Genomic DNA, 23107 nt, shown 5'->3' on the forward strand with positions numbered 1-23107 from the left:
TAAATATGTTTATTTTATAAATTTTCTATAAGATTTGGTAGAGAAATAATTATTTCAGTACCTTTTCCCTCATCACTATTTATTTTTATATTACCATTATGATATGCTACTGCGTGTTTTACAATTGAAAGTCCAAGTCCCGTACCTTTGCTCGAGCGAGAGTGACTTTTATCTGAGCGGTAGAAGCGTTCAAAGATCCTATCCTGCTCATTTTTAGCAATCCCCATGCCCGTATCCCTAACGGATATAATGGCCATATTATTTGATTCTGAAATATTAATATGCACTTCTCCGCCGTCAACATTATACTTAATAGCATTATCTGCGAGATTATAAATAGCCTCTTTCAAGAGAGTTGGTATCGCATTATTGAGAATTATATTATCGCCATCAACATATAAATTTATTTTTTTTGATTTCGCGGGGTCTTCTAAAGAGCGTGAAACTTCTAAGGATATATCGAGCAAATTGACGGATGTTCTATTTGGCTCAATACCCTCATCAAGCTGAGCTAGACCGATTATTTCATTTATTAAGCTGACAAGCCTTGAAGCTTCAAATCTGATTTTTTTAGTAAACTTCTTCGTATCTTCAGGTTTTACCAAGTCATTTTCTATTAATTCTGCACTTCCAATAATCGACTGAAGTGGGGTTTTTAATTCATGAGAAACATTGGCTGTAAATTCACGGCGTCTTTTTTCTGAATTTGACTGCTCTGTAATATCGAATGCTAAAATTATGATGCCATATTTTTCACCGCTATTATCTTTAGTGGAAATTTCATATTCATTATCAACTTTGTTATTATGACTTAGAGATATGTCATTATTTACCATATTTTTCTTTGCAATTTTGCTTACATTGAACTGGTAGATGCGATCATCAACATTTATGCGTAGCTCAGTATATTCATTTTTATTATCAGGTGAAATTGCCTTTGAGAGCTCCTTATTGCGAAATATAGTTATAAAGCTCTTTCCAATAGAATAAGAATCTGTTTTAAATAGAGAATAAGCTGAATTGTTCATGCTTAATATTTTTTCGTCATCATCAAGAAGGACAAGAGCTTCTCTCATCTGACTTGTAATCTGATTAAATTCATTTTTTCTATCTTCGAGCATCTTTAGCTGGGAGCGAATTTCAATATGCTGACTGTTTATCTTCCTAAGGAGGGGAGACAGCTCCTCATAATTATTATTTTCAAGCGGGTGATCCAAATCGAGGTTGTTGAGTGGATCAACGATACGGCTTGAGAGCTTGTGAGCCAAAAGACCTGAAATAATAAGGGATATTAAAATTACAACGAGAGTAGGTTGAACCATTCCGGCTGCAATAACTCCGGCTGTTGCACGGTTTGAAGATATTCTAAGGACAGAGCCGTCATTTAACTTGCTCGCCCTATATATGGTTTTTTCTAGAAGGGTGCTTGAATATCTCGAGCTAGCACCGTAATTTTCCTTTAATGCCTGCTTGAACTCCTCGCGATTGCCATGATTTTCCATTTTAAGAGAGTCCTTTTTTGTATCATAGATAACAGTACCATCTTCGGAAATCCATGTCAGACGAAAATCACTCTTATTAAATCTGTAAAGATAATCCTTGCCTTCAAGTTCAACAGCTCGTGAAGCAAGATTAAGCTCATCTGTCAGGTGTTTATCTTGAACATCAATAAAATATTTATATAAAATCCCTGTTGTGATAAGCAGGCTTGCCATAATCGCGATGGCTGCAACCAAAAAGATAGATTTAAAAATTTTCTTAGTCATGGCTTCCCTCCAAGCGATAGCCTACATTTCGCACCGTTTTTATAAGCTGTCCGTATTTTCCTAGCTTTTGCCTTAGCGTTCCAATGTGAATATCAATAGTCCTAGATTCAACGCAAAAATCGCTTTCCCATACCATTCTAAAAAGCTGGTCCCTTGTAAAAGCGATGCCCTGATTTTCAAGAAATAATTTTAAGAGCTCAAACTCTTTATATGTAAGCTCTATTTCTTTTCCGTCAATAGTGACCCTGTGCTCATTTGGAGAAAGGCTAAGCCCTCCGATGCTAAGTGTAACCTCTGGCTCATTTTTTACATATCTTCTTAGAACGGCTTTAACCCTTGAAATCATCTCCATCACACCAAAAGGTTTGACGAGGTAATCATCAGCTCCAAGATCTAAGCCTTGAATCTTATCATATTCCATTCCCTTTGCAGTCGCCATTATAATAGGTATTTCCTTTGTTTCAGGCGACGATTTAAGTTTTTTTAGCAAGCTAATTCCGTCAATCTCAGGCAGCATTATATCTAGTATGATTAAATCGGGAAGTTCAGTCTTTAGTGCTTCTAAAAGAGATTTGCCATTGTCAAAACCCCTAGCTTTAAAGCCGGTAGATTTAAGTGCATATAATTCTATCTCCCTTATGTTTGAATCATCTTCAACGCACCAAATCATAAATCTTCTCCTTTGTGTTCACCTGTTATATAAAATTCAATCCATCTTGCTATATTTTCAGCATGATCGCCTATCTTTTCAAGATATTTGCATATCATCAAAAGGTCAATTGCATTTTCGGCCTGATTCGGCTCTTTAGATATGAAATTTATCAAATCACTTTTAATTTCTATAAAAAGCTTGTCAACAATATCATCAGAAGCTATAACCGACTCAGCTAGTTTTAGATTTTTAGATATATAAGAATCTATGCTGGTCTTTAACATTTCTGAAACTGCAAGAACCATGTTCTGAATCTTCTTGCATCTATTATAATCGAAATCATTTAAAGAGGATGAAATATCAGAAATATTTGTCGCTTGATTTCCTATCCTTTTCATATCGGTGATTATCTTAAGCGTTGCAGAAATTTGACGAAGGTCTCTAGCCACCGGTTGTTGCTCAATAAATAATTTCAGGCAGAGCGACTCTATCTCCCTTTCTTTTTGATATATTTCTGATTCGAGCGATGTAACAGAAACTTGAGCACCAAAATCTTTCTTAAATAGAGATAAAGATGCTATTGAAATCGCTTCTTCACACATAGTTCCCATTTCAATTAAACTGTCATTTAGCATATCAAGCTGTTTATCAAATCTATTTCTCATTATCCAAACCTCCCAGTAATATAATCTTCTGTTCTCTTGTCGCTCGGCTTGGAGAATAGAAGGTCTGTATTGCTCATTTCAATAAGTTCTCCGAGGAAGAAAAATGCAGTATAATCAGAAATTCTTGCAGCTTGTTGCATATTGTGTGTCACCATGATTATACTATAATTATTTTTTAGCTCAACAGCAAGCTCCTCAACTTTTGCTGTTGAAATGGGGTCGAGAGCACTGGTCGGCTCGTCCATAAGAAGAACCCGAGGTTCAACTGCAAGAGCCCTTGCTATGCAAAGCCTTTGCTGCTGACCTCCGGATAATCCGAGGGCAGATTTTTTTAGCCTGTCTTTAACCTCGTCCCAGATTGCAGCATTTTGCAAGGATTTTTCGACTATTTCATCTAGCATTGCCTTGCTTCTTATCCCATGAGTCCTAGGTCCATATGCAACATTGTCATATATGCTCATTGGGAAGGGGTTTGGTTTTTGAAATACCATGCCTATTTCTCGCCTAAGCTCGTTCACATCTACATCAGGAGAATAAATATCATGCCCCTTGTATTTAATATTACCCTCAATTTTTACATTTGGAATTAGGTCATTCATGCGATTTAGACTTTTTATAAAGGTGGATTTACCGCAGCCTGATGGACCTATAAGAGCTGTTATTGATTTTTCTTCAATATCCAGATTTATGTCTTTTAATGCATGAGACTCTCCATACCAAAGATTCATATTTTCAATGGAAAAAACATTCATTAATTACTACCTCGATTCTTAAAATAATTGCCCAAGGCTCTAGCTATAAAGTTGATGATCAGAGTTAAGATAATGAGTATCGCAGCTATTGCAAAAGCAACCTCAAATTCACCCTGTTCTTTAGCATATACATATAGTGCTACAGTTAGACTTGCACCTGAGCTTTGAAGTCCCTTGACTAAGCCATTTAATTCGTGAGCAAAGCCGGCTGTGAAAAGCAGGGCTGCAGATTCTCCAAGTATCCTGCCAATTGTAAGAATACAGCCTGTTATTATGCCATCAATGGAGCAGGGTAGGACGACAGTTCTGATTACTCTCCATTTGCCTGCACCAAGTCCGAAAGCACCCTCCCTATAGCTCATAGGAACCGTTCTAAGACTTTCTTGTGTTGTCCTCATTATTGTCGGTAAGTTCATCATAGCAAGGGTCATAGAACCTGCTATAAGAGATGTTTTCATTCCTAGGAACTGGCAGAAAATCAACATTCCTACCAAGCCATATAAGATTGACGGTATTCCAGATAGAGTTTCTGCCGCATATTCGATTATAGAAGTAAGTCTTTTGCTTTTCGCATATTCCGTCAGATATATTGCAGCTCCAACGCCAAGAGGGATAACGATGATAAGTGTTGCAAGAACAATATATAAGGTGTTTACTATGTCAGGAAGAATACCAATTTTTTCAGATATATAGCTAGGCTTGCTTGATAAAAGTTCCCATGAGATATTAGGCAAACCTTTGAAAAGGACATATATGATTATTGAAAATGAAATTACGCAAGTTATCACCGATGAGGCAATCATAAGAAAACGCATTGTATAAATATAAGCTTTTCTTCTTGCTGAAAAATCTGAATTACCCATTTAATCCACCTTATCTTTTTTCATAAAATAATTTAAAATCGCATTTATCATCATTATGAATAGGAAGAGGACTAGGGCTATTGAAAAGAGTGCCTGCCTCTGTAAACCTGATGAATAAGACATTTCGCTTGCAACTGCTGTTGTAAGGAAGCGGACACTTCTAAATAATGCAGGCATATTTGGAGCGTTGCCTGATACCATCATGACTGCCATAGCCTCTCCTATACCTCTACCAACGCCTAGGACGATAGATGCTGTAATACCGCTTTTCGCTGCAGGAACAGAAATGCGAAAGTATGTTTCTGTAGGGCTTGCTCCAAGAGCGAGGGAACCATCTTCATATTCTTTTGGCACTGCTTCAAGAGAGGTGAGAGATACCTTTATAATTGACGGAAGGATCATCACCGTCAGAACGAGAATTGCAGCGAGCAATCCGGCTCCATCCGGAATACCAAAGGCTTTTCTTATTGCAGGAACGAGAACGAGCATTCCCACAAGGCCATATACAACAGAGGGTATTCCGGCAAGCAAGTTTACTGCAGATATGGTTACCCTTTTAACGGCTGGTCTTGCTTCCTTAGCTAGGTAAACAGCGGTAAAAAAACCTATTGGAACACCTATGACTATCGCACCTGAGGTACCATAAACACTTGTGAGTATGAATGGCAATATTCCAAACTTCGGATCTTCTCTTGTAGATGCCCATTCACTTCCAAATAGAAATTCTTTTAATCCAATCTTTGAAATAGCGGGAAGGCCTGCAAATATGAGATATAAAGATATTAGGATAACCGATGCTACGGTTATAAGCCCTAGTATTAGGAATATAGCGTGTATTGAATTTTCAAATAAATTTTTTTTATTTTTCATGATTATTTATTAAAGCGGGGAGGCTCATAAGAACCTCCCAGAGCAAGATTTAGATTCTAATTATTTTACAGGTACTGCACCAGCTTTTGAGATAATCTCACTTGCGTCTTTTGAAGTTATATAATCGAAGAATGCCTGTGCTGCCTTGGACAATTTCTTATCTGTTTTTGTTACTATAACGAAAGGTCTTTGTATTACATAACTTCCGTCCTTTACGGTCTTTTCTGAAGGATTTACACCATTTACCTTAAGGGTTTTTACATTCTTATTTACAGAGGCGAGTGAGGCATAACCGATTGCGTCAGGGTTTCCTGCAACAGTTGTTATAACATCACCTGTCGATGTAAGTTCCTGTCTATACTTGCAAGAATTTTCCGTCTTTGTGATGCTTTCAAATCCATCTCTTGTACCGCTTCCTGCCTCACGACCGATTACAACGATTTCTGCATCTTTTCCGCCTACATCCTTCCAATTTGTGATTTCACCCTTGTAGATTTTTGCAATATCTTCAGTTGAAAGGTCCTTAACATCGTTGTCAGGACTAACAATTATTGCGATACCATCAAGAGCTAGAACGGTCTCTTCAAGTCCTTTGTTCTTTTCTTCGTCTTTGAGATTTCTGCTCGATAGCCCGATGTCGCATCTGTCCTCGGATACAGCGGTTATTCCTGAGCCTGAGCCTGTAGGATTATATGTGAACTTTACATCTTTATTCTCGCCTGTAAATGATTCTCCAAGAGAACCGATAACTTTTTCCATCGAAGTTGAACCGTCAGTAGCAACGCTTCCCTCTACGCCTTTTTTACCGCAGCCTGTTAGAAGCGTTAGAGCTAATATTCCGGAAAGTGTTAATAATAATATTTTTTTCATTTTTCTCCTCATTTCTCTTTACAAAAATTATGAAATATTAATTTATATAAGGAGTATATTTTCCAAATGTAAAATTTAAAATCAGAGATATGTAAAATAAATGTAAAATAAGGAAAGGTCAAATAATTTCTGATATAATGCTTTTCATGGAGAGAATGAATATGAAATATGAGCTAATTGCAACAACAGCCTTTGGACTTGAAGCTGTGGTGAGAAGAGAGATTGAAGCACTCGGATATGAGATCGTTAAGACAGAGGACGGAAGAATTACATTTCTTTCTGATAAGCTTGGCATAGCAAGAGCAAATATTTGGCTTAGAAGTGCGGATAGAGTTTATTTAAAAATGGCGGAATTTAAGGCAACCACCTTTGAAGAACTTTTTAATGAGGTGAAGAAGGTAGAGTGGGGGAAGATTATACCTATTAGTGGAGCTTTTCCTGTAATAGGAAATTCTGTCAAGTCGAAGCTTCACAATACGCCAAGCTGTCAGAGCATTATAAAAAAAGCTGTCGCTACCTCGATGAGTGGTAGTTATGGTGAGCATGAATTTAAGGAGGACGGGTCCGAATATAAAATCAGATTCAGTGCTCTTAAAGATGTATTTGTAATTGGAATTGACACGAGTGGAATAGGACTTCATAAAAGAGGATACAGGGTTAAAGAAACGAGTGCACCGATGAAAGAAACTCTGGCTTCGGCACTTGTTCAGCTTAGCTTTTGGAATAAGGATAAGACCTTGATTGAGAACAAAACGCCATATTTGATACATTTTAACGGCACAGCCGCTTAGGGTACGAAACTCATACTCAGGGGTACGAAAATTTAGATGTGGTACGAAAATCAATAAGCTCACAGCGATGTTCATCCTAAAATTAAACTAAGAAGCATTACGCGTTACAAGAATCTTGTTCTATCTGGCAGGGTTCTTTTTTATGCAACATTAGGCGAATTGCCATTACCGCATAAAATTCTTGACAAACAAGTTAGTCTATGATAACTTGTTATTTACCGAGATTAATCTCGGTAAGGGGAGGAAAATGATGGTCAGAGAACGATTAGATCCGGAAATGCGTAAAGAAGACATTCAAAAGGCTGCTATGGCACTCTTTTCTTCTAAGGGCTTTAACAATACGACGATGGATGATGTTCGTGAAAAATCCGGTTTATCAGCCGGCGGATTATACTACTACTACAAAAATACGGCAGAAATCCTCTACGACATTATGGACAGAGGAAGCAGGATGCGTGAAGCGACGGTAACAAACACGGTTCAACATATGGGGAACAAGCTTTCACCACATATCTTGGCTGAAGTTGTCGTCGATAAAATGTTGGCGAATAATCCTTTTACGCCTATCTATGTCATGTTTCTTGGTGAGATTAAGAAAAATGAACAGCTTAACGCATTATATGAAAAACTCAAGAGGGATTCGATTACTTACTTTAAGCATTTTATGAATGGGTACGACTGCGGATTGCTTACTGATGATGACTATGAATTTGTAACGAATCTCATCAATGCAAGCTTGTTATCCTGTGAAATTTTAGATACGCGTGAAAATTTTCTAAAGAACAGACAGCACTTGGTATCCATGCTTGAAGGTTATTTTACTCGTTCGACTTCTCAGTAAGCGGAAGTTTCCGGACTCTAAAATCTTCCATCAATTTCAGCATTTCATTCATTTACTAAGGAGGTTTTTTGATATGAACTTATTGAAAAAGTACATCGCCAAAAATAAGACCGGCTACTTTTTCTCGGTTCTTTTTGCCATTTTGGGTGTACTGGCAGGACTTTTTACCTATGTGCTCTTGAGCAAAATGATCATTGCCCTCATTGCAGGGAATGCAGATTTTGCTTTTTATACTAAAGGAGTCCTCAGTATTCTCGCGCTGCTGTGCGCAAAAGAAGTTTTTATGGGTATTTCCACCACGATTTCTCATACGGCGACCTATGGTGCTTTGTGTGAAATCAGGCGAGATATCATGGACAAACTTTTCAAAATGCCGTTAGGAAACATTTTGAATTTAAGCACAGGAAAGCTAAAAGATGTCATCGTGAATCAAGTTGACAGCATGGAGACAACCCTGGCTCACCTGATTCCTGAAATGACCGCTAATATTGTTGGCCCGGTTTTACTTCTTGTTTACATGTTTGTTCTCGATTGGCGCGTTTCGCTCTTGGCGCTGGTTCCTCTTGTGATCGGCATGTTTTTTATGGCCGGCCCGATGAAGCGCATGCCTAAAATGTTTCCCAAAGCAGTCAAAATTGGTCAAGACATGAACAACTCGATTGTGGAATATATCAACGGCATCGAAGTCATTAAGTCTTTTAATCAAGGCGATACATCCTATAAAAAATACAGCGATAATGTTTATGCCAAAGCAGATTATTACTGCAAGTGGATGGGCTTGAACAACAACGATTATGCGGTGAGCATGTCGCTTGCACCGATGGGTATTTTAACCATCATTCCGTTTGGCCTTTTCTTCTGTATGCAAGGTAGCCTAAGCGGCGCTCATCTTTTGATGTTGATTATTTTATCGTTTGGCACAATCTCAAATATCATGCAGGTGATGTCTTATGAGGACGATATGGGTCGCATCAAAACCATTGCCGGTGAGATTGAAAAAGTTCTCAACTCAAAAGAGTTATCCCACGCAACCGGTACACAAAACATTTCACGCTATGACATCACTTTCGATCACGTGAATTTCTCTTACGATGACAACAAACAGGTTATCAAGGATGTCAATCTGCACATCAATGAAGGTAGTGTCAATGCACTCGTCGGGTATTCTGGCTCAGGGAAATCGACCGTTGCAAAGCTCCTCGCCGGATTTTGGGATACCGATAGTGGCACCATAACAATTGGTGGCATAGCTCTCAAGGATATGCCTTTAGAACAGCTTTCGGATGCTATTTCTTATGTATCTCAAGACAATTATTTGTTTGATATTTCCATCAAAGATAATATTCGCATCGGCAAAAAAAATGCAACGGATGAGGAAATTATAGAAATCGCTAAAAAATCGGGCTGCCACGATTTCATTATGAAGCTCTCACAAGGCTATGAAACGGTTGCCGGAGAAGGTGGCGGGCATCTCTCCGGCGGTGAGCGCCAACGCATCTCTATTGCACGCGCCATGCTCAAAGATGCACCGATTGTCATTTTGGATGAAGCCACTTCCTATATCGATCCAGAAAATGAAGCTATTTTGCAAGATGCCATCGCCGCATTGGTAAAAGGCAAAACGCTCATTATTATCGCCCATCGACTGAAAACCATTGCAGATGTGGATCAAATATTTGTAATCCATGATGGATATGTTGAAAATCACGGAACACACGATGAACTATTAAAAGATTCTCCGGTTTACCAAGAATTGTGGAGTGCGGCCATGCGAGGTGAAGAAAATGATTAATACATTTAAGAAGTTATGGAAATTTGCAGAGCGTGAGCAAGGAATGATTCGCTCCTCTGTGATCTGGAGTTTTTTGGGCGCGATTTTTAACGTTTTTCAATTTATGGCCATCTATTTGGTCATTGCGGCGATTATAAAGCAGGAAATTACGTGGCAGACGATTGGTATGTGCAGCGCATTCTTATTGCTTTCCTTACTGGGCATCATTATTTCTAAGAAAAATTCCATGCTTAAGCAAACGCATGCCGGCTATTTTACAGCCGCAAATAAACGTATCGCTATGGGAGAAAAAATCAAAAAAGTGCCAATGGGCTTTTTCAATGATTTTAGCTTAGGAAATTTAACGGCCATTGCGACGACAAAGTTGGACAGTCTCGAAACTTGGGTGCCCACACTTTTTATTATGGTATTCGGCGGTCTGCTTGTAACCGTGGTATTTATCCTGTCCCTTTTTATGCTGCATTGGAAAATTGCACTCATTGCTATCGCTGGGTCTTTGATTTTCTTGGCGGCGGCCGCTTTAATGCAGCAAAGATCTAAAAAGAGTTCGGATCGAGTTTCTGTTGTACAAAACGATCTCACGAAAGAAGTGCTGGCAACCTTGCAAGGTATGCAGATCATCAAGTCCTATAACTTGGGAGGACAAAATAACAACAAGCTGGATCAAAGTTTTGAAGAAACAAAAAAATCGACGTTGAGCCTTGAAAAGGCTGTTACGCCTTACACGGTACTGCTGAAAATCATCATTGCGATCACGATTTCGGTTATGATTGCCACAGCACTTTCATGCTACTTTTCGGGAGAGCTTTCTTTGGACTATACCATCATGACGCTGGTTGCCAGTTTTGTGATTTTTAACAGTTTATTGGCTTCTGGTAGTGCTATGGCCATACTTAGAACCATTGACAACGCGATGGATTCTTATGATTACGTCAATCAAATGCAAGATATGCCGGAAGGTCATATCAATGATGCACTTCAGCAACACGATATTGAATTTAAAAATGTTTCCTTTGCCTATGGCGAAAAGCCAATCTTAAATAATGTGTCTTGCTATATCCCCGAAAGATCAATGACGGCTATCGTAGGGCCGTCTGGTTCAGGGAAAACAACTTTTTGCAATTTGATCTCTCGCTTTTGGGATGTCAATTCAGGAGAGATTCGCCTTGGAGGAAAGAACATAAAAGATTACTCCCTTGAAAATCTCATGAATCATATTTCGATGGTCTTCCAAGATGTCTATCTTTTTGCCGATACGATTGAAAACAACATTAAATTCGGATGCCCAAATGCCAGCCGCGATGATGTGATTGCGGCGGCAAAAAAGGCCCAGTGCCATGACTTTATTTCCGCCTTGCCCGATGGCTATCAGAGCATGATCGGAGAAGGTGGAACAAGTCTTTCCGGCGGTGAAAAACAGCGCATCTCCATTGCCAGAGCAATGCTGAAAGATGCACCGATTATCATCTTTGATGAAGCTACTGCAAATGTTGATCCGGAAAACGAAGACAAGCTGAAAGCAGCCATTGAAGCCCTTACTCAAAACAAAACCGTCATCATGATCGCGCACCGCTTGAAGACGATCCGTAATGCAAACCGGATTTTGGTACTGAACAAAGCAGGGATTGAGCAGTGCGGTACACATGATGAATTGATGCTGCAAGGAGGTCTTTATCGAGCTCTTATCGAATCGAGAAGCAAGGCGGAAAGCTGGAGATTCGCAAATTAAAGTTTGGAACTAACAACAACATCTTAGACATAAAAATGATTGTGCCTGATGTTGTCGAAAATTAAATGTTCAGAAAGGAATTTTATGATGAAACTAAAAAATGTTGTACAGATTGCCGTATTGGCAGTAATTGGCTGTGTTGTAGCCTTTGGAATCAGTATGCTGACGGGACTTTTAGGCATGGCTTCCCTCTACATTTCAGCCGGGTTTGCCGCTTTTGTGATCGGACCGACCTTTGTGATTGCGGCTCGAAAAGTACAAAAGCGTGGCACAGCGCTTCTCTTTTGGGCTGTGCTTGGGTTGGTATATGCAATTTTAGGTTATGGGATCATGATTCCGATTACTCTGATTGCAGGGATTGTCTGCGAGCTGATTATCGGAAAGTACGATAATAGCAAACGCATCGCCATTGCTTTTAGTGTTGCCATGTTTATCGATTCGATGCACAGCATTCTTTTAACAAAAATTTTAGGCGTCGAAGGTTTAGTAAAATACATGTCATCTACCTTTTCTCCAGAACAAGCAGCACAAATGGTTGCCGCCTATACAAATGAAGTGATTTTGATAGCTGTTGCCGTTAATGTTGTGCTGTGCTTGTTAGCCGGATTTTTCGGAGCATTCATCAACAATAAGTTCTTTGAGAAAAGCACTCAGCAGAGCAAGCTCAAATAAGATGAGCCGATCATTTTCCCGCAGAAAAGACCAAGAGGGATATCTTCATCCGCTTACGCTATTTGCCTTAACGATCCTGTTTACCTTCTTGGTCTTTACTCGCAATCCATGGTTATATGGAATCACCTGTGCGGCAAGCTTTTTAATCTTGCTGTCTCGTTCCGCTCGAACCTGCATAAAAAATCTCGTTTTTTATGCAGGTATATTCGGTGTGGCAGTGCTTCTGGCTCATATCTCGTCAGGTTTTACAACAGGAGCTTTTTTAGGACTTGCTATTTTAATTCTTCAGTTGTTTCCGATCATGAATATTGGTCGTGCACTGGTCATGACAAGTTCGACTAAAATTTTTACGGCTATGCGCCAGTTGCATTTACCCATAAGTCTATCGGTCGGTCTTGTTACCGCGCTGCGCTTTCTTGACGAAATACTGCTTAGACTTAAGGAAATTAAAGCCGGAATGAAAATCCGCGGCTTTCATGCTTCCCTTTTGCATCCCGTCCGCACTTTTGAGCTGTACTTTGTTCCTTTGGTATATAAGTGTCTGCATGTCAGCGAAACGCTTGTCTCTTCAATTATTGCCAAAGGTATCGAGTATGAAGGAGAAAAAACCAGTTATTATGATATGCGCTTTAAATTCGCAGATGGCATCAGCCTGTTTGCCGGCGTGGCGCTTTTGGGAGTTGCACTATGGACATCATGAAAGTCAATATTGAGCGCTTCACCTATCAAGGAGCAGAAAAGTCATCTTTGCATGCTATTCATTTTGCGATCGCACCGGGAAAACTGGTCGTACTCACCGGTAATTCCGGCTGCGGAAAAACAACGCTTACCAGAGTGATGAACGGACTCATACCGGATCAGTATGAAGGCACACTGGATGGCAAAGTCACATTATTGGATCAAAATCTGCATGATTTTAAGACGGGTACCTTGGCTAAGGTCATCGGCAACGTATTTCAAAATCCATCCGATCAATTCTTTACCCGCAAGGCAGAAGATGAGGTCGCCCTTGTCGGAGAGAACCTCGGCATGCCGCAGGCGGAACTGAGAAAACGGGTGAAGAAAGCTTTTGAGTACATGAGCATTGCTCACTTAATGGATAAAAATTTGAATGAACTTTCCGGCGGAGAAAAACAGCGGGTAGCTATTGCCTCTACCTTAGTTTATGACACAAAGATTATTTTCTTTGATGAGCCTTCAGCTTCCCTTGATCAAGAAGGTATCCGAGATTTGCAAGGCATCCTGAAATTGCTCAAAGCATCGGGTAGAACCATCATCATCGCCGAACACCGACTATATTTTTTGGAGGATCTCTACGATAAGCTCTATGTCATGAAAGACGGAACTTTTATCAAAGAATTTGATGCGGGCGAACTGAAATCATCCGATTGTAAAGACTTGGGACTTCGAGCGATAGATTTTTCCGCACTTGTTCCGCACAACACGACAAAGACAGGTGAGCGTGTTTTTTCTGCGAAGGATGTTCATGTCTCTGTAGGCAAAAAAGAACTTATCTCGAATTTATCCTTTGACTTACATTCCGATGAAATCATGGGGATTGTCGGCACAAATGGTATCGGAAAAAGCAGTTTAGGTCGTGTTCTCTGCGGACTTGCCGGCAAGAAGCAAGATATTTCATGGGGAAAAACTCAGCGAGAACGACTGAAAAATTCCTACTACATGATGCAGGATGTAGACTACCAGCTGTTTTTTGATACCGTAGAAAACGAGGCGCTCGCAAACGGCAAAAAAATAAGCGATGCTTATTTGGCGGAGGTTTCTTGGATCATTAAGCATATTGATCTTTGGAATAAACGCAGCGAGCATCCGCAAAACTTATCCGGCGGGCAAAAGCAAAGGCTGGCTCTCGCCAATGCTTTTTTGAGTGAAAAGCAAATTCTTATTTTGGATGAGCCGACCAGCGGTTTGGATTACATGCACATGGATAAAATCGCCGAGCTTATCTTTGAACTTGCCAAAGGTCGCCCGACACTTATTATTACGCATGACATCGAACTATTACTGAAAGTCTGCCAGACGGTCCTTCTGATCAAACAAGATGGATATGAGAAACTTGATTTACAGACGGCAGAATATCATAAGCTCATTTCTTATTTTGAGCAGATGATGAAATAACGGCGGCTAAGAGCAAATCTCGCTGCCATTTCTGAAAGTTATGCGGATATCTTCTTTGCTGAATACCGTGATATGATCTACAAGAGCACAGAAGCTCTGTTCGTCGAATGTTTGCAGAAGCCTGTCTTGTTTTTGTAGCTGCTTCAGGCAGAACTTGATATCGGCTTTGGTCGCCTGCATCTTTTTGAGCTTTCCTTCTACCTTCGATAAGGCCGCCTTTTTTTCATTGTAGAAGCGTTCCAGATCTTCGTACTTTGCTTGGTACTCGCTCTGGTCTTGCGGGATGGCAGCATTTTGGCGGATAAGGTCTTCGATCATCTTGGCACAGACATCCATCTCACTTTCCAGCTTTGCTTTTTCGCCTTCCAAGGTATGAGTATCATAAACGCCTCCGACAATCTCTTGAAAGCTATTAAGAATCTCATCTTTATTCTCTATGAGCTTGTTGGTCGCAGAAAGGACGGCAGCTTTTAGCTCTTCATCGCTGAGATGCATTCCGTTTTTGCAGGGAGAGTTTTTCTTGCAGTGCTTGTTGCATTGCCAAATGACCTGCTTGTATTTGTCTGTGGAATGCCAGACTTTTGAACCGAGCCTTGTACCGCATTCTCCGCAGTAGACCTTGCCAGAGAATAGTCTCACACCGCTGTGCCTTCCTTTTTCACTTTTGCGCCTTTCCATCTCGCGTTGTACGAGTTCCCAGACCTCCGGTTCAATGATGGCTTCATGGTTTCCCGTCACATAGTACTGCGGGATTTCGCCTTCATTTACCTTGTGCTCTTTGGTAAGAAAGTTTGTGGTGAACGACTTTTGCAAGAGTGCGTCACCTTTATATTTTTCATTGGTAAGGATGGATTTTATGTTGCTTGGGTTCCAGCGAGGTTTTCCTGCAGGTGACGGGATACCGTCTTCGGTCAGCGCCTTTGCAATGAGGTGGTAGGTTTTTCCTTGAAGATACATCGCATAGATACGTTTGACGATTTTTGCTTGTTCGAGGTTGACGACGAGGTTTCCATCCTTTCCGCGGTCATAGCCTAAGAAGCGTTTGAAGGGCACGGTCACTTTGCCGTCAGCAAAGCGCTTTCTTTGTCCCCAGGTGCAGTTTTCGGATATTGAGCGAGACTCTTCCTGAGCAAGGCTGCTCATGATGGTAATCAAAAGCTCGCCTTTGGAGTCAAAGGTCCATATATTCTCTTTTTCAAAGAAGCACTCGGTGCCGTGCTCTTTAAGCTTTCGGATGGTGGTTAAGCTGTCCACGGTATTTCTGGCAAAACGCGAGACCGATTTGGTGATGATAAGATCTATTTTTCCGTCAAGGGCATCTTTGACCATGCGTTTGAAGCCCTCTCGCTTTTTGGTATTGGTACCGGTGATCCCTTCGTCTATCTAAAAGCCGTCTTTGATACAATTTTATTTTTACATTCTTACGGGTTCAAATTCGCTCGGACGGGTTCAAATCCACTTTTTCTTGTTTGAACGAAACAGAAAAAGCACCTCCGAAGAGGCGCATGGCAAAGTCCGGTTTAGCAGGCTTATAATTTCAAATGAACCATCTTGACCATATTCAGCATATCCGAAACGATCATGCTGATTTTTGTGGCAAATGCAAGACCTTTCTTGTTTATATATCTGTAATACTTTTCTTCAGCAAGGACGCGTGCATTACCGCCAATCTTTGATACCAGAGTCTCGGCTGAGTCTAAATAGAAGAACATTTTCGCATCTTCATGTCCGACCTTCTTCATCCATTTTTTTCGCATCATTTTCATACCACTTTTATTGACCGTATCAAAAACAACCTCAATATCGCCGTAAGATAAAAATCTCTTAAGCAGATCAAGAACCTTATTCTCTTCAAAATAATAAAACAGCCCGCTTGCCGTCACCAGAACAGGTGCATTGCCGATTTCTTCACGAATATGAGTAAGCCATAGTTCTGAGAACGCGTCGGCAGCTATATACCGTTCCCTTTTCGATTCAGTCAAAAGTGTTTTTCTATATTCAATCACATCCGGCAGATCAACATCATACCATTTCGTTCTGTCGTTATCGTTTCTGCTGAATGCTGTCTCAAGACCACATCCCAGCTGAATAATAACTCCCTCCGGCTTACGCTCTAAGAAGTTCCTGATATAACGGTCCATATTTGCACTGCGCGATGCTGAAGCCAGATAGGTATACTGGTTTTGTGTGTCATGGCCTGCAACATCCTTCGGGAGTTTTTCTTTAAGTTCAAGAGCTTTCTCATCATAAAGTATCTTCGGAAAGTTCTCACTTGCATAAATTCTGCCGAGCATCGGCACAAACAGGGTACTTTCTACGGTTCCTAATCTTTCCATTTATTCCGCCTTTCCATGTTCAATGCTTTGAATTAACATCTCTTTCTCAGTGTCATGAAATCCGAGTATAGATGCTGAAAAAATGATGATCTCCTTTACAAGTGTTATTTCTGTTTGTTCGTTACGGACGCCTTGCATCATATACTCCATTATCATTGCTGAAATGCCCCCTGATATGAACAGTGCCGGCCTCCTTGGCTCCTGATTTCTTAAAAAGCCGAATCGCAAAATAAATTGCTCCCACATTTCTGTAAAAGAGGCTGTCACTTGCTCTTTCATATCAAGAATAAAAGACCTGTTTTTATCGGAGATATCTGTGGAAATAAGCATTCTGTTCGCAATGAGACTTTTATGCATTACCTCAACAAGCTTCAGAAACTGTTCATAGAGAGAAAGGCTATCATTAGCAAACACTTTTTTAAAGTCATCAACATAAGAATTGGCGATGCCTTCCACAGCAGCTCGATATAATTCATCCTTACTGGCAAAATAATAGTAGAACACACTGGGAGATATAGATCTGTCTCCGACTGCATTCAATACGGACTTGATGGAAACGCCCTCGTATCCATGCTGTAAAAACAACCCTGTAGCAGCATCAATAAACTGCTCTCTTCGTATCCCCGGATCTTTTTTTGGTCTCATTTCCCTCACTCTCTTAAAACTTAATTAACACCTTTGAGCAACTCTTCCATGGGGATCCTTTCCGGATATCGACTTTCTGTAAGAATCTCAGCCAGATATTGATTATCCAGAATCATGTCATCCCTTATGACCTGCCAATTTGCCTTTCGTTTGAAAAATACTTTGAAAACCAAAAAGTTCAAGATGGGTCCGATTACCGGGGTACTCATTCCAAAAGCTTCCGTGTGTGAAAAGTGGCAGCCCTCCGTAGTTCGTTTCCCCTCAAATGTGATAAAAGCTGTTTTTTTGTCACTTTGGAACACAATACGGAAATGGTCCTCATCCTGTATGCTTTCCGTAATCGTGCCGGTTACATTGTAGTCCAGATTCATGACGATCTCACGAAAGCGAACCTTGTCTCCGACGTTGCATCCGCCGTTCAAAAGCTCGCATTCAATGTGGTAGGGACTCCACCGGACAAACTCCTCCTCAAAATTTGCCAGCCATGCAGCAAGTTTCTCGTATGGCGCCCGAATATCTATCTGCTCATTCAAAATAATCATGGTATCCACCTCTGCATATCATTTATAGAATGCTGTTCTATAAATGATACCATGTATGTATTTGTAAATCAAGATTTTCGTTGTTTTGTTTGTGGAAGCCGAATGAATGCCGGTATATATCCGTTTATAGACGGATTTCCGTGCTGTTCCGGAAAGTGACCCTAATATCATTCTTACTGTAGACCGTGATGTGATCTACAAGAGCACAGAAGCTCTGTTCGTCGAATGTTTGCAGAAGCCTGTCTTGTTTTTGTAGCTGCTTCAGGCAGAACTTGATATCGGCTTTGGTCGCCTGCATCTTTTTGAGCTTTCCTTCGACCTTCGCTAAGGCCGCCTTTTTTTCATTGTAGAAGCGTTCCAGATCTTCGTACTTTGCTTGGTGCTCGCTCTGGTCTTGCGGGATGGCAGCATTTTGGCGGATAAGGTCTTCGATCATCTTGGCACAGACATCCATCTCACTTTCCAGCTTTGCTTTTTCGCCTTCCAAGGTATGAGTATCATAAACGCCTCCGACAATCTTTTGAAAGCTATTAAGAATCTCATCTTTATTCTCTATGAGCTTGTTGGTCGCAGAAAGGACGGCGGCTTTTAGCTCCTTATCGGTAAGATGCATTCCGTTTTTGCAGGGGGAGTTTTTCTTGCAGTGCCTGTTGCATTGCCAGATGACCTGCTTGTATTTGTCGTTGGAATGCCAGACTTTTGAACCGAGCCTTGTTCCGCATTCACCACAGTAGACCTTGCCGGAGAAAAGTCTCACGCCACTGTGTCTTCCTTTTTCGTTTTTGCGTCTTTCCATCTCGCGTTGTACGAGTTCCCACACCTCCGGTTCAATGATGGCTTCATGGTTTCCCGTCACATAGTACTGCGGGATTTCGCCTTCGTTTATCTTGTGCTCTTTGGTGAGAAAGTTTGTGGTGAACGACTTTTGCAAGAGCGCATCGCCTTTATATTTTTCATTGGTAAGGATGGATTTGATGTTGCTTGGGTTCCAGCGAGGTTTTCCTGCAGGTGACGGGATACCGTCTTCGGTCAGCGCCTTTGCAATGAGGTGGTAGGTTTTTCCCTGCAGGTACATCGCATAGATGCGTTTGACGATTTTTGCCTCTTTGGGATTGACGACGAGGTTTCCGTCTTTTCCGCGGTCATAGCCTAAGAAACGTTTGAAGGGCACGGTCACTTTGCCGTCAGCAAAGCGCTTTCTTTGTCCCCAGGTGCAGTTTTCGGATATTGAGCGAGACTCTTCCTGAGCAAGGCTGCTCATGATGGTAATCAAAAGCTCGCCTTTGGAGTCAAAGGTCCATATATTCTCTTTTTCAAAGAAGCACTCGGTGCCGTGCTCTTTAAGCTTTCGGATGGTGGTTAAGCTGTCCACGGTATTTCTGGCAAAACGCGAGACCGATTTGGTGACGATAAGATCTATTTTTCCGTCAAGGGCATCTTTGACCATGCGTTTGAAGCCCTCTCGCTTTTTGGTATTGGTACCGGTGATCCCTTCGTCGGTGTAGACACCCGCAAATTGCCAGTCATTTCTGGCTTTAATGTAATTTGTGTAGTAGTCTACCTGTGCCTCGTAGCTGGTAAACTGCTCATCGGAGTCCGTTGAGACGCGGGCATAGGCTGCCACGCGGCGTTTGCGCGAAGTGGTGAGCGGTGTTTTGGAGAAGGGTTTGATGCTGGCGGGTATCGTGGTTACTTGTTTGGCCATAGCTTCTCCTTTCGTATCGGTTTGTGCCGCTCTGATGCGTAGCATTCTTTGATGGATGCTTTAAATTTCGCATGCTGTTCCTCTGTCCACTTGTGTCCTTCGTGCGTAGGTTGGATCAGCTTGCGAGCAATTTCCTTTCCGTCATAAAAATGAAAGATAAGGTCTTCTCGGCTAAGGACGCTTATATGGTCGATCTTCGAAAGAAAACTAGCGTCATCGAATGCATCAAGACCTAAGACCTCTGCGGTAAGTGAGCGCAAGAGGTCATCTCTGAGTCCTCTGGTGTTACAGCCGTTATGCTCGGCGCATCGCCAGTATCTGCGTTTTCCGCTGGGAGATGTTGAACAGTTTTGTGTTTGTGCGCGAAAATTGCATCCGCAATGTTCGCATCGGATTTTTGTTGAAAAGCAGGTGACGTCCGAGCGTTTCATGGCATGAGTGCGCCTATATTCTGAGGCGCGTTTGCGCGCCGCATCATCCCACGATTCTTTTTTGGCGTTATTTTCCCAAGTTTCGGTGACGCTGTGTCCGTCTTTGAAATGGAAAATGAGAACCCCTTGTTTGGGTACCGTGATTTTATCGATTTGCTCGTTAAAAACAGCATCATCAAAATCCTCAAGACCGAGCACTTTGGCACAGCAAGTTTTAAGGATTCGATCCGGAATGGCTTTTGCCGAGCATGTACTGTACTTTTTCTTGCTGGAACCGCATACCCAGCTGATGACTTTATTCCCAAGATTGGAGTGCTTGGCACGGTTGTTTCGGACGTTTCGCATATAGCTTTTCCCGCACAGCTCACATTTGATTTTTCCGGTAAAGCAGTAGATGTTCAGGCTCTTGTTTGCCCGAGGTCCCAGTGCACGTCTTCTTGCCATCTCTTCTTGCACATAGTCGAAAGTTTCCTTGTCGATAATCGCTTCATGGGTGTTTGCGATAAAATACTGAGGAAGCTCACCGCGGTTTTTCTTGCGCTTTTTGGTAATGGGATCTTCGACAAACTCTTTTTGACAGAGCAAATTTCCCGTATAAGTGACATTGGTCAGAACAACCTTAATATTGGAGTCCGTCCAGCGGTTGCCCTTTCTGGTTGTAATTCCTTCCTCTGCAAATTCACGCTCGGTTTCAAGGCGGGATTTTCCATCAAGAAAGTTTTGAAAGATGCGCCGCACGATCTTTGCCTCTTCGGGAACAACAATCAGGGTGTCATCCTTCCAGCGGTAGCCATAGACGTTATTTCGCATATTCGGGTTTCCTTCGGACATGCGTTTTCGGATGGTCCATTTAACGTTGTTGGAGATGCTGATGGTCTCTTCCTGTGCGAAAGAGGCAAGGAGCGTGAGCATCAGCTCACCGTCATCCGAAAGTGAGTTGATTTTTTCCTTTTCAAATCGGACCTCGATGTTGAGGTCTTTTAACTGTCTTACGACTTTTAGGAGGTCGACCGTATTACGCGCGAATCGGGAGATGGATTTCGTTAAGATGAGGTCTATTTTTCCGGCCTTGCAGTCTTTCATCAGGCGCATAAACTCGGGACGTTTTTCCACTGATGTGCCGCTGATGCCTTCATCGGCATAGACACCGGCATAATCCCACTCGGGGTTCTTCTGTATTAAATCAGAATAAAAACTGATCTGTGTCGCCAATGAGTGGTGCAGCCTTTGCGTTTCCATAGAGACACGGGCATAGGCGGCGACTTTTTTGCGGTTTGGCAGCGGTGATTTCTTTGCTTCGATTTTTATGATTTCAGCCATAGAATCGTCTCCTTTCCGTGTCTATACATCACTCTAAAGAGCTGAAATAGCAAGTAAATAACGCACCTAAGCCGGGATGGTATCGCTTTAGGAGTGCGTGGTCGAGACGAATGAATTCCTCTTTATCGATGATGTTTTGCTTGAGCAAAGAAAAGAGGATGGAGCGGGATACTTCATAGGCAAGCTCGGATGCGAAGGCTTCAGTCTTCATGAGAGCCTCCGAATCGGTCTTGGATATAGCAAGCATGACTGCAATACTTTCTGTGCGCATTGCCATAGGAAGTGAAAGTTTTTCCGCAGCATGGGCAGGTGAATATATAGATTGCCTTTTTATTCAGATCTTCCGGATGCTCTTTCCACCAGCTCATCCGGCAGTGCTCTGAGCAGAATTTTTGCTTTTTTCCTTTTTCCTTGACGGGCAGTGGCTTTCCGCAATATTTGCAGTAGCGTAGTGCTGTTAAAGCTTTTGAGGAACCTGTTCTCAGGCCTTCTTTTTGGCAAAAGGAAGCCACGGTGCTTTTCGATAAATTTAAGGTGGCAGCAATTACGGCATAACTTGCACCGTTTCGTCTCATGTTGTAAATGCTTTGTTTTTCATCATTTGTCATATCATCCCTCCAGACAGAGGACAGGTCTTGCTGTCCCTCTAACACCCCCTGAAGAGACGAGGGCGTTATGGACGAATTTTTTTCTGCCTTCTACTGTTTCACTGGAGGTTTTTGAAGAAGTTGAGCGGACAAAATAAAAAAGCCCGCAAGGGAGTGAAGATTTCTCCTCACGCCTTGCGGGCATATCAATGCATTCAGCTTAGAGCAGTTCGTTTACTCGTTTTTGTACAGCTTCGTAATCGTAGCCTGCTTTCGTCAGGCGGTTTACACGGTCCTTACCGTTTCCCCAGTCGCCGCGGATGACCTCTCGGGCAAGTGTGTCGATGGACTTTTTCGGCTTTATGCCTAAAAGCTCATTTACGCGTGCCTGCACCGCGTCGTAGTCGTAGCCTGTTTTGGTAAGACGATTTACTCTGTCCTCTCCGTTTCCCCAAGCACCTGCGATGACTTCATGGGCCAGCGTATCGACAGACTTTCTTGCGGGGGCGGAGCTTGTGCCTTTGCCATAGCCGTTAAAGCCGCCTTTCCTGATGATGGAGGGATAGTCCACATAGGCAAGATCCATATCGCATCTGCCTGCGATGCCCGGCACCGAGCCGCTCGAGGAATACTGCCAAAGACCGTACTGTCCCTGATAGGTGCAGCGACTGTTCCACTGCGCTACCCAGAAGGCGTAGCGGTTTCTCACATCAGCGGAAACGTTGTTCACTGCTGCTGAGAGCGATGTGTAGAATCCGGCAAAATAGCCGCCAGCTTCCATCTCATTGCAAAAGGCTCGAATGAGCGAGTCGCAAAAAGCCCGTCCGCGGGCAAGCTGTGACTTTTCTTCCAAATCAAAGTAGATGGGATAGTCAAACTGCTTGCCGGAGAGCACCTGTTTGCAGACACGTGCTTCTTCGCGTGCCTCTGCGGCGCTTCCCGCATAGGAGTACCAATAGGCTCCCACGTGAAGACCTGCCGCTTTGGCGCGGGCGTAGTTCGTCTCAAACCACTTGTCCTTTTGAGAAAGTGCCGAGCCGTAGCCTGCACGAATAATGACAAAGTTGATCCCGCTTTGTTTTACACGGTTAAAATCAATCGATCCCTGCCAGGTTGATACATCAATTCCTTTTATAGTCATA

23 protein-coding genes are annotated in these 23107 nt (G+C 42.0%); 7 read left to right on the forward strand and 16 right to left on the reverse strand.

All coding sequences use genetic code 11. The features are described 5' to 3' along the window. Positions 1–14: 14 nt before the first annotated feature. Genes BQ5371_RS03250 through BQ5371_RS03280 form a run of 7 tightly spaced genes read right to left on the reverse strand, consistent with a single transcriptional unit; the run spans position 15 to position 6438 of the window. Positions 15–1766, reverse strand: a complete 1752-nt coding sequence (locus tag BQ5371_RS03250; RefSeq protein WP_071132509.1) for a sensor histidine kinase — start codon at positions 1764–1766, stop codon at positions 15–17. Next, positions 1759–2436 (reverse strand): response regulator, encoded by a 678-nt coding sequence (locus tag BQ5371_RS03255; protein ID WP_071132510.1) that lies wholly within the window; start codon positions 2434–2436, stop codon positions 1759–1761. The genes BQ5371_RS03250 and BQ5371_RS03255 overlap by 8 nt, the downstream gene beginning before the upstream one ends. Then, a complete protein-coding gene (gene phoU / locus BQ5371_RS03260; protein ID WP_071132511.1) occupies positions 2433–3083 on the reverse strand; it encodes a phosphate signaling complex protein PhoU in 651 nt (216 codons plus the stop codon). Before phoU ends, BQ5371_RS03255 begins: the two co-directional genes overlap by 4 nt. Continuing rightward, positions 3083–3835, reverse strand: coding sequence for a phosphate ABC transporter ATP-binding protein PstB (gene pstB / locus BQ5371_RS03265; protein WP_071132512.1), 753 nt, complete (start codon positions 3833–3835; stop codon positions 3083–3085). Before pstB ends, phoU begins: the two co-directional genes overlap by 1 nt. Next, entirely contained in the window at positions 3835–4698 is an 864-nt protein-coding gene (gene pstA, locus BQ5371_RS03270; RefSeq protein WP_071132513.1) for a phosphate ABC transporter permease PstA, read from the reverse strand. Before pstA ends, pstB begins: the two co-directional genes overlap by 1 nt. Next, positions 4699–5568 (reverse strand): phosphate ABC transporter permease subunit PstC, encoded by an 870-nt coding sequence (gene pstC / locus BQ5371_RS03275; RefSeq protein WP_071132514.1) that lies wholly within the window; start codon positions 5566–5568, stop codon positions 4699–4701. It abuts the gene before it with no gap. 60 nt (positions 5569–5628) lie between these two features. Next, positions 5629–6438 carry a phosphate ABC transporter substrate-binding protein gene (locus BQ5371_RS03280; protein ID WP_071132515.1) on the reverse strand — a complete coding sequence of 270 codons (810 nt, stop codon included), beginning with the start codon at positions 6436–6438 and terminating at the stop codon, positions 5629–5631. Between the two features lie 161 nt (positions 6439–6599). On the opposite strand from BQ5371_RS03280, the gene BQ5371_RS03285 reads away from it, so the two are divergent. The 7 genes from BQ5371_RS03285 to BQ5371_RS03315 all read left to right on the forward strand — a co-directional run bounded on the left by BQ5371_RS03285 (position 6600) and on the right by BQ5371_RS03315 (position 14399). Then, positions 6600–7229 (forward strand): THUMP domain-containing class I SAM-dependent RNA methyltransferase, encoded by a 630-nt coding sequence (locus BQ5371_RS03285; RefSeq protein WP_071132516.1) that lies wholly within the window; start codon positions 6600–6602, stop codon positions 7227–7229. A 247-nt stretch (positions 7230–7476) separates the two neighbouring features. Further along, complete coding sequence (locus tag BQ5371_RS03290) at positions 7477–8070, forward strand: TetR/AcrR family transcriptional regulator (protein ID WP_083377409.1); 594 nt, start codon at positions 7477–7479, stop codon at positions 8068–8070. A gap of 73 nt (positions 8071–8143) precedes the next feature. Beyond that, positions 8144–9862: an ABC transporter ATP-binding protein gene (locus tag BQ5371_RS03295; protein WP_019189329.1), complete on the forward strand. Its 1719-nt coding sequence runs from the start codon at positions 8144–8146 to the stop codon at positions 9860–9862. Next, on the forward strand, positions 9855–11591 hold the full coding sequence (locus BQ5371_RS03300) for an ABC transporter ATP-binding protein (protein WP_071132518.1): 1737 nt from the start codon (positions 9855–9857) through the stop codon (positions 11589–11591). Before BQ5371_RS03295 ends, BQ5371_RS03300 begins: the two co-directional genes overlap by 8 nt. An 87-nt stretch (positions 11592–11678) precedes the next feature. Then, complete coding sequence (locus BQ5371_RS03305) at positions 11679–12263, forward strand: MptD family putative ECF transporter S component (protein ID WP_040942885.1); 585 nt, start codon at positions 11679–11681, stop codon at positions 12261–12263. A 1-nt stretch (position 12264) separates the two neighbouring features. Continuing rightward, complete coding sequence (locus tag BQ5371_RS03310) at positions 12265–12963, forward strand: energy-coupling factor transporter transmembrane component T family protein (RefSeq protein ID WP_071132519.1); 699 nt, start codon at positions 12265–12267, stop codon at positions 12961–12963. Then, positions 12951–14399, forward strand: a complete 1449-nt coding sequence (locus tag BQ5371_RS03315; RefSeq protein ID WP_071132520.1) for an ABC transporter ATP-binding protein — start codon at positions 12951–12953, stop codon at positions 14397–14399. Before BQ5371_RS03310 ends, BQ5371_RS03315 begins: the two co-directional genes overlap by 13 nt. Before the next feature lie 6 nt (positions 14400–14405). Here the strand turns inward: BQ5371_RS03315 and BQ5371_RS03320 are convergent, their stop codons facing one another. The 9 genes from BQ5371_RS03320 to BQ5371_RS03360 all read right to left on the reverse strand — a co-directional run bounded on the left by BQ5371_RS03320 (position 14406) and on the right by BQ5371_RS03360 (position 23106). After that, positions 14406–15782: a recombinase family protein gene (locus BQ5371_RS03320; protein ID WP_328586045.1), complete on the reverse strand. Its 1377-nt coding sequence runs from the start codon at positions 15780–15782 to the stop codon at positions 14406–14408. Between the two features lie 146 nt (positions 15783–15928). Then, the gene (locus BQ5371_RS03325) at positions 15929–16735 is read right to left on the reverse strand and encodes a class I SAM-dependent methyltransferase (RefSeq protein WP_071132522.1); all 807 of its coding nucleotides are present in this window, start codon (positions 16733–16735) and stop codon (positions 15929–15931) included. Beyond that, entirely contained in the window at positions 16736–17380 is a 645-nt protein-coding gene (locus tag BQ5371_RS03330) for a TetR/AcrR family transcriptional regulator (RefSeq protein ID WP_071132523.1), read from the reverse strand. It abuts the gene before it with no gap. Positions 17381–17400: 20 nt separating this feature from the next. Continuing rightward, positions 17401–17922: an SRPBCC family protein gene (locus BQ5371_RS03335; protein ID WP_071132524.1), complete on the reverse strand. Its 522-nt coding sequence runs from the start codon at positions 17920–17922 to the stop codon at positions 17401–17403. A 124-nt stretch (positions 17923–18046) separates the two neighbouring features. Then, the gene (locus BQ5371_RS03340) at positions 18047–19627 is read right to left on the reverse strand and encodes a recombinase family protein (protein ID WP_071132525.1); all 1581 of its coding nucleotides are present in this window, start codon (positions 19625–19627) and stop codon (positions 18047–18049) included. Continuing rightward, positions 19612–21378, reverse strand: a complete 1767-nt coding sequence (locus BQ5371_RS03345) for a recombinase family protein (protein ID WP_071132526.1) — start codon at positions 21376–21378, stop codon at positions 19612–19614. Before BQ5371_RS03345 ends, BQ5371_RS03340 begins: the two co-directional genes overlap by 16 nt. Positions 21379–21406: 28 nt before the next feature. Then, positions 21407–21589 (reverse strand): SHOCT domain-containing protein, encoded by a 183-nt coding sequence (locus BQ5371_RS03350; protein ID WP_053942760.1) that lies wholly within the window; start codon positions 21587–21589, stop codon positions 21407–21409. Beyond that, the gene (locus tag BQ5371_RS03355; protein ID WP_071132527.1) at positions 21579–21986 is read right to left on the reverse strand and encodes a helix-turn-helix domain-containing protein; all 408 of its coding nucleotides are present in this window, start codon (positions 21984–21986) and stop codon (positions 21579–21581) included. The genes BQ5371_RS03350 and BQ5371_RS03355 overlap by 11 nt, the downstream gene beginning before the upstream one ends. Positions 21987–22185: 199 nt before the next feature. Continuing rightward, on the reverse strand, positions 22186–23106 hold the full coding sequence (locus tag BQ5371_RS03360) for a GH25 family lysozyme (RefSeq protein WP_071132528.1): 921 nt from the start codon (positions 23104–23106) through the stop codon (positions 22186–22188). Between the last annotated feature and the right edge of the window lies 1 nt (position 23107).

The organism is Alterileibacterium massiliense (assembly GCF_900104645.1).
In the GTDB taxonomy this organism is placed as follows: Bacteria; Bacillota; Clostridia; order Peptostreptococcales; family Anaerovoracaceae; genus Alterileibacterium; species Alterileibacterium massiliense.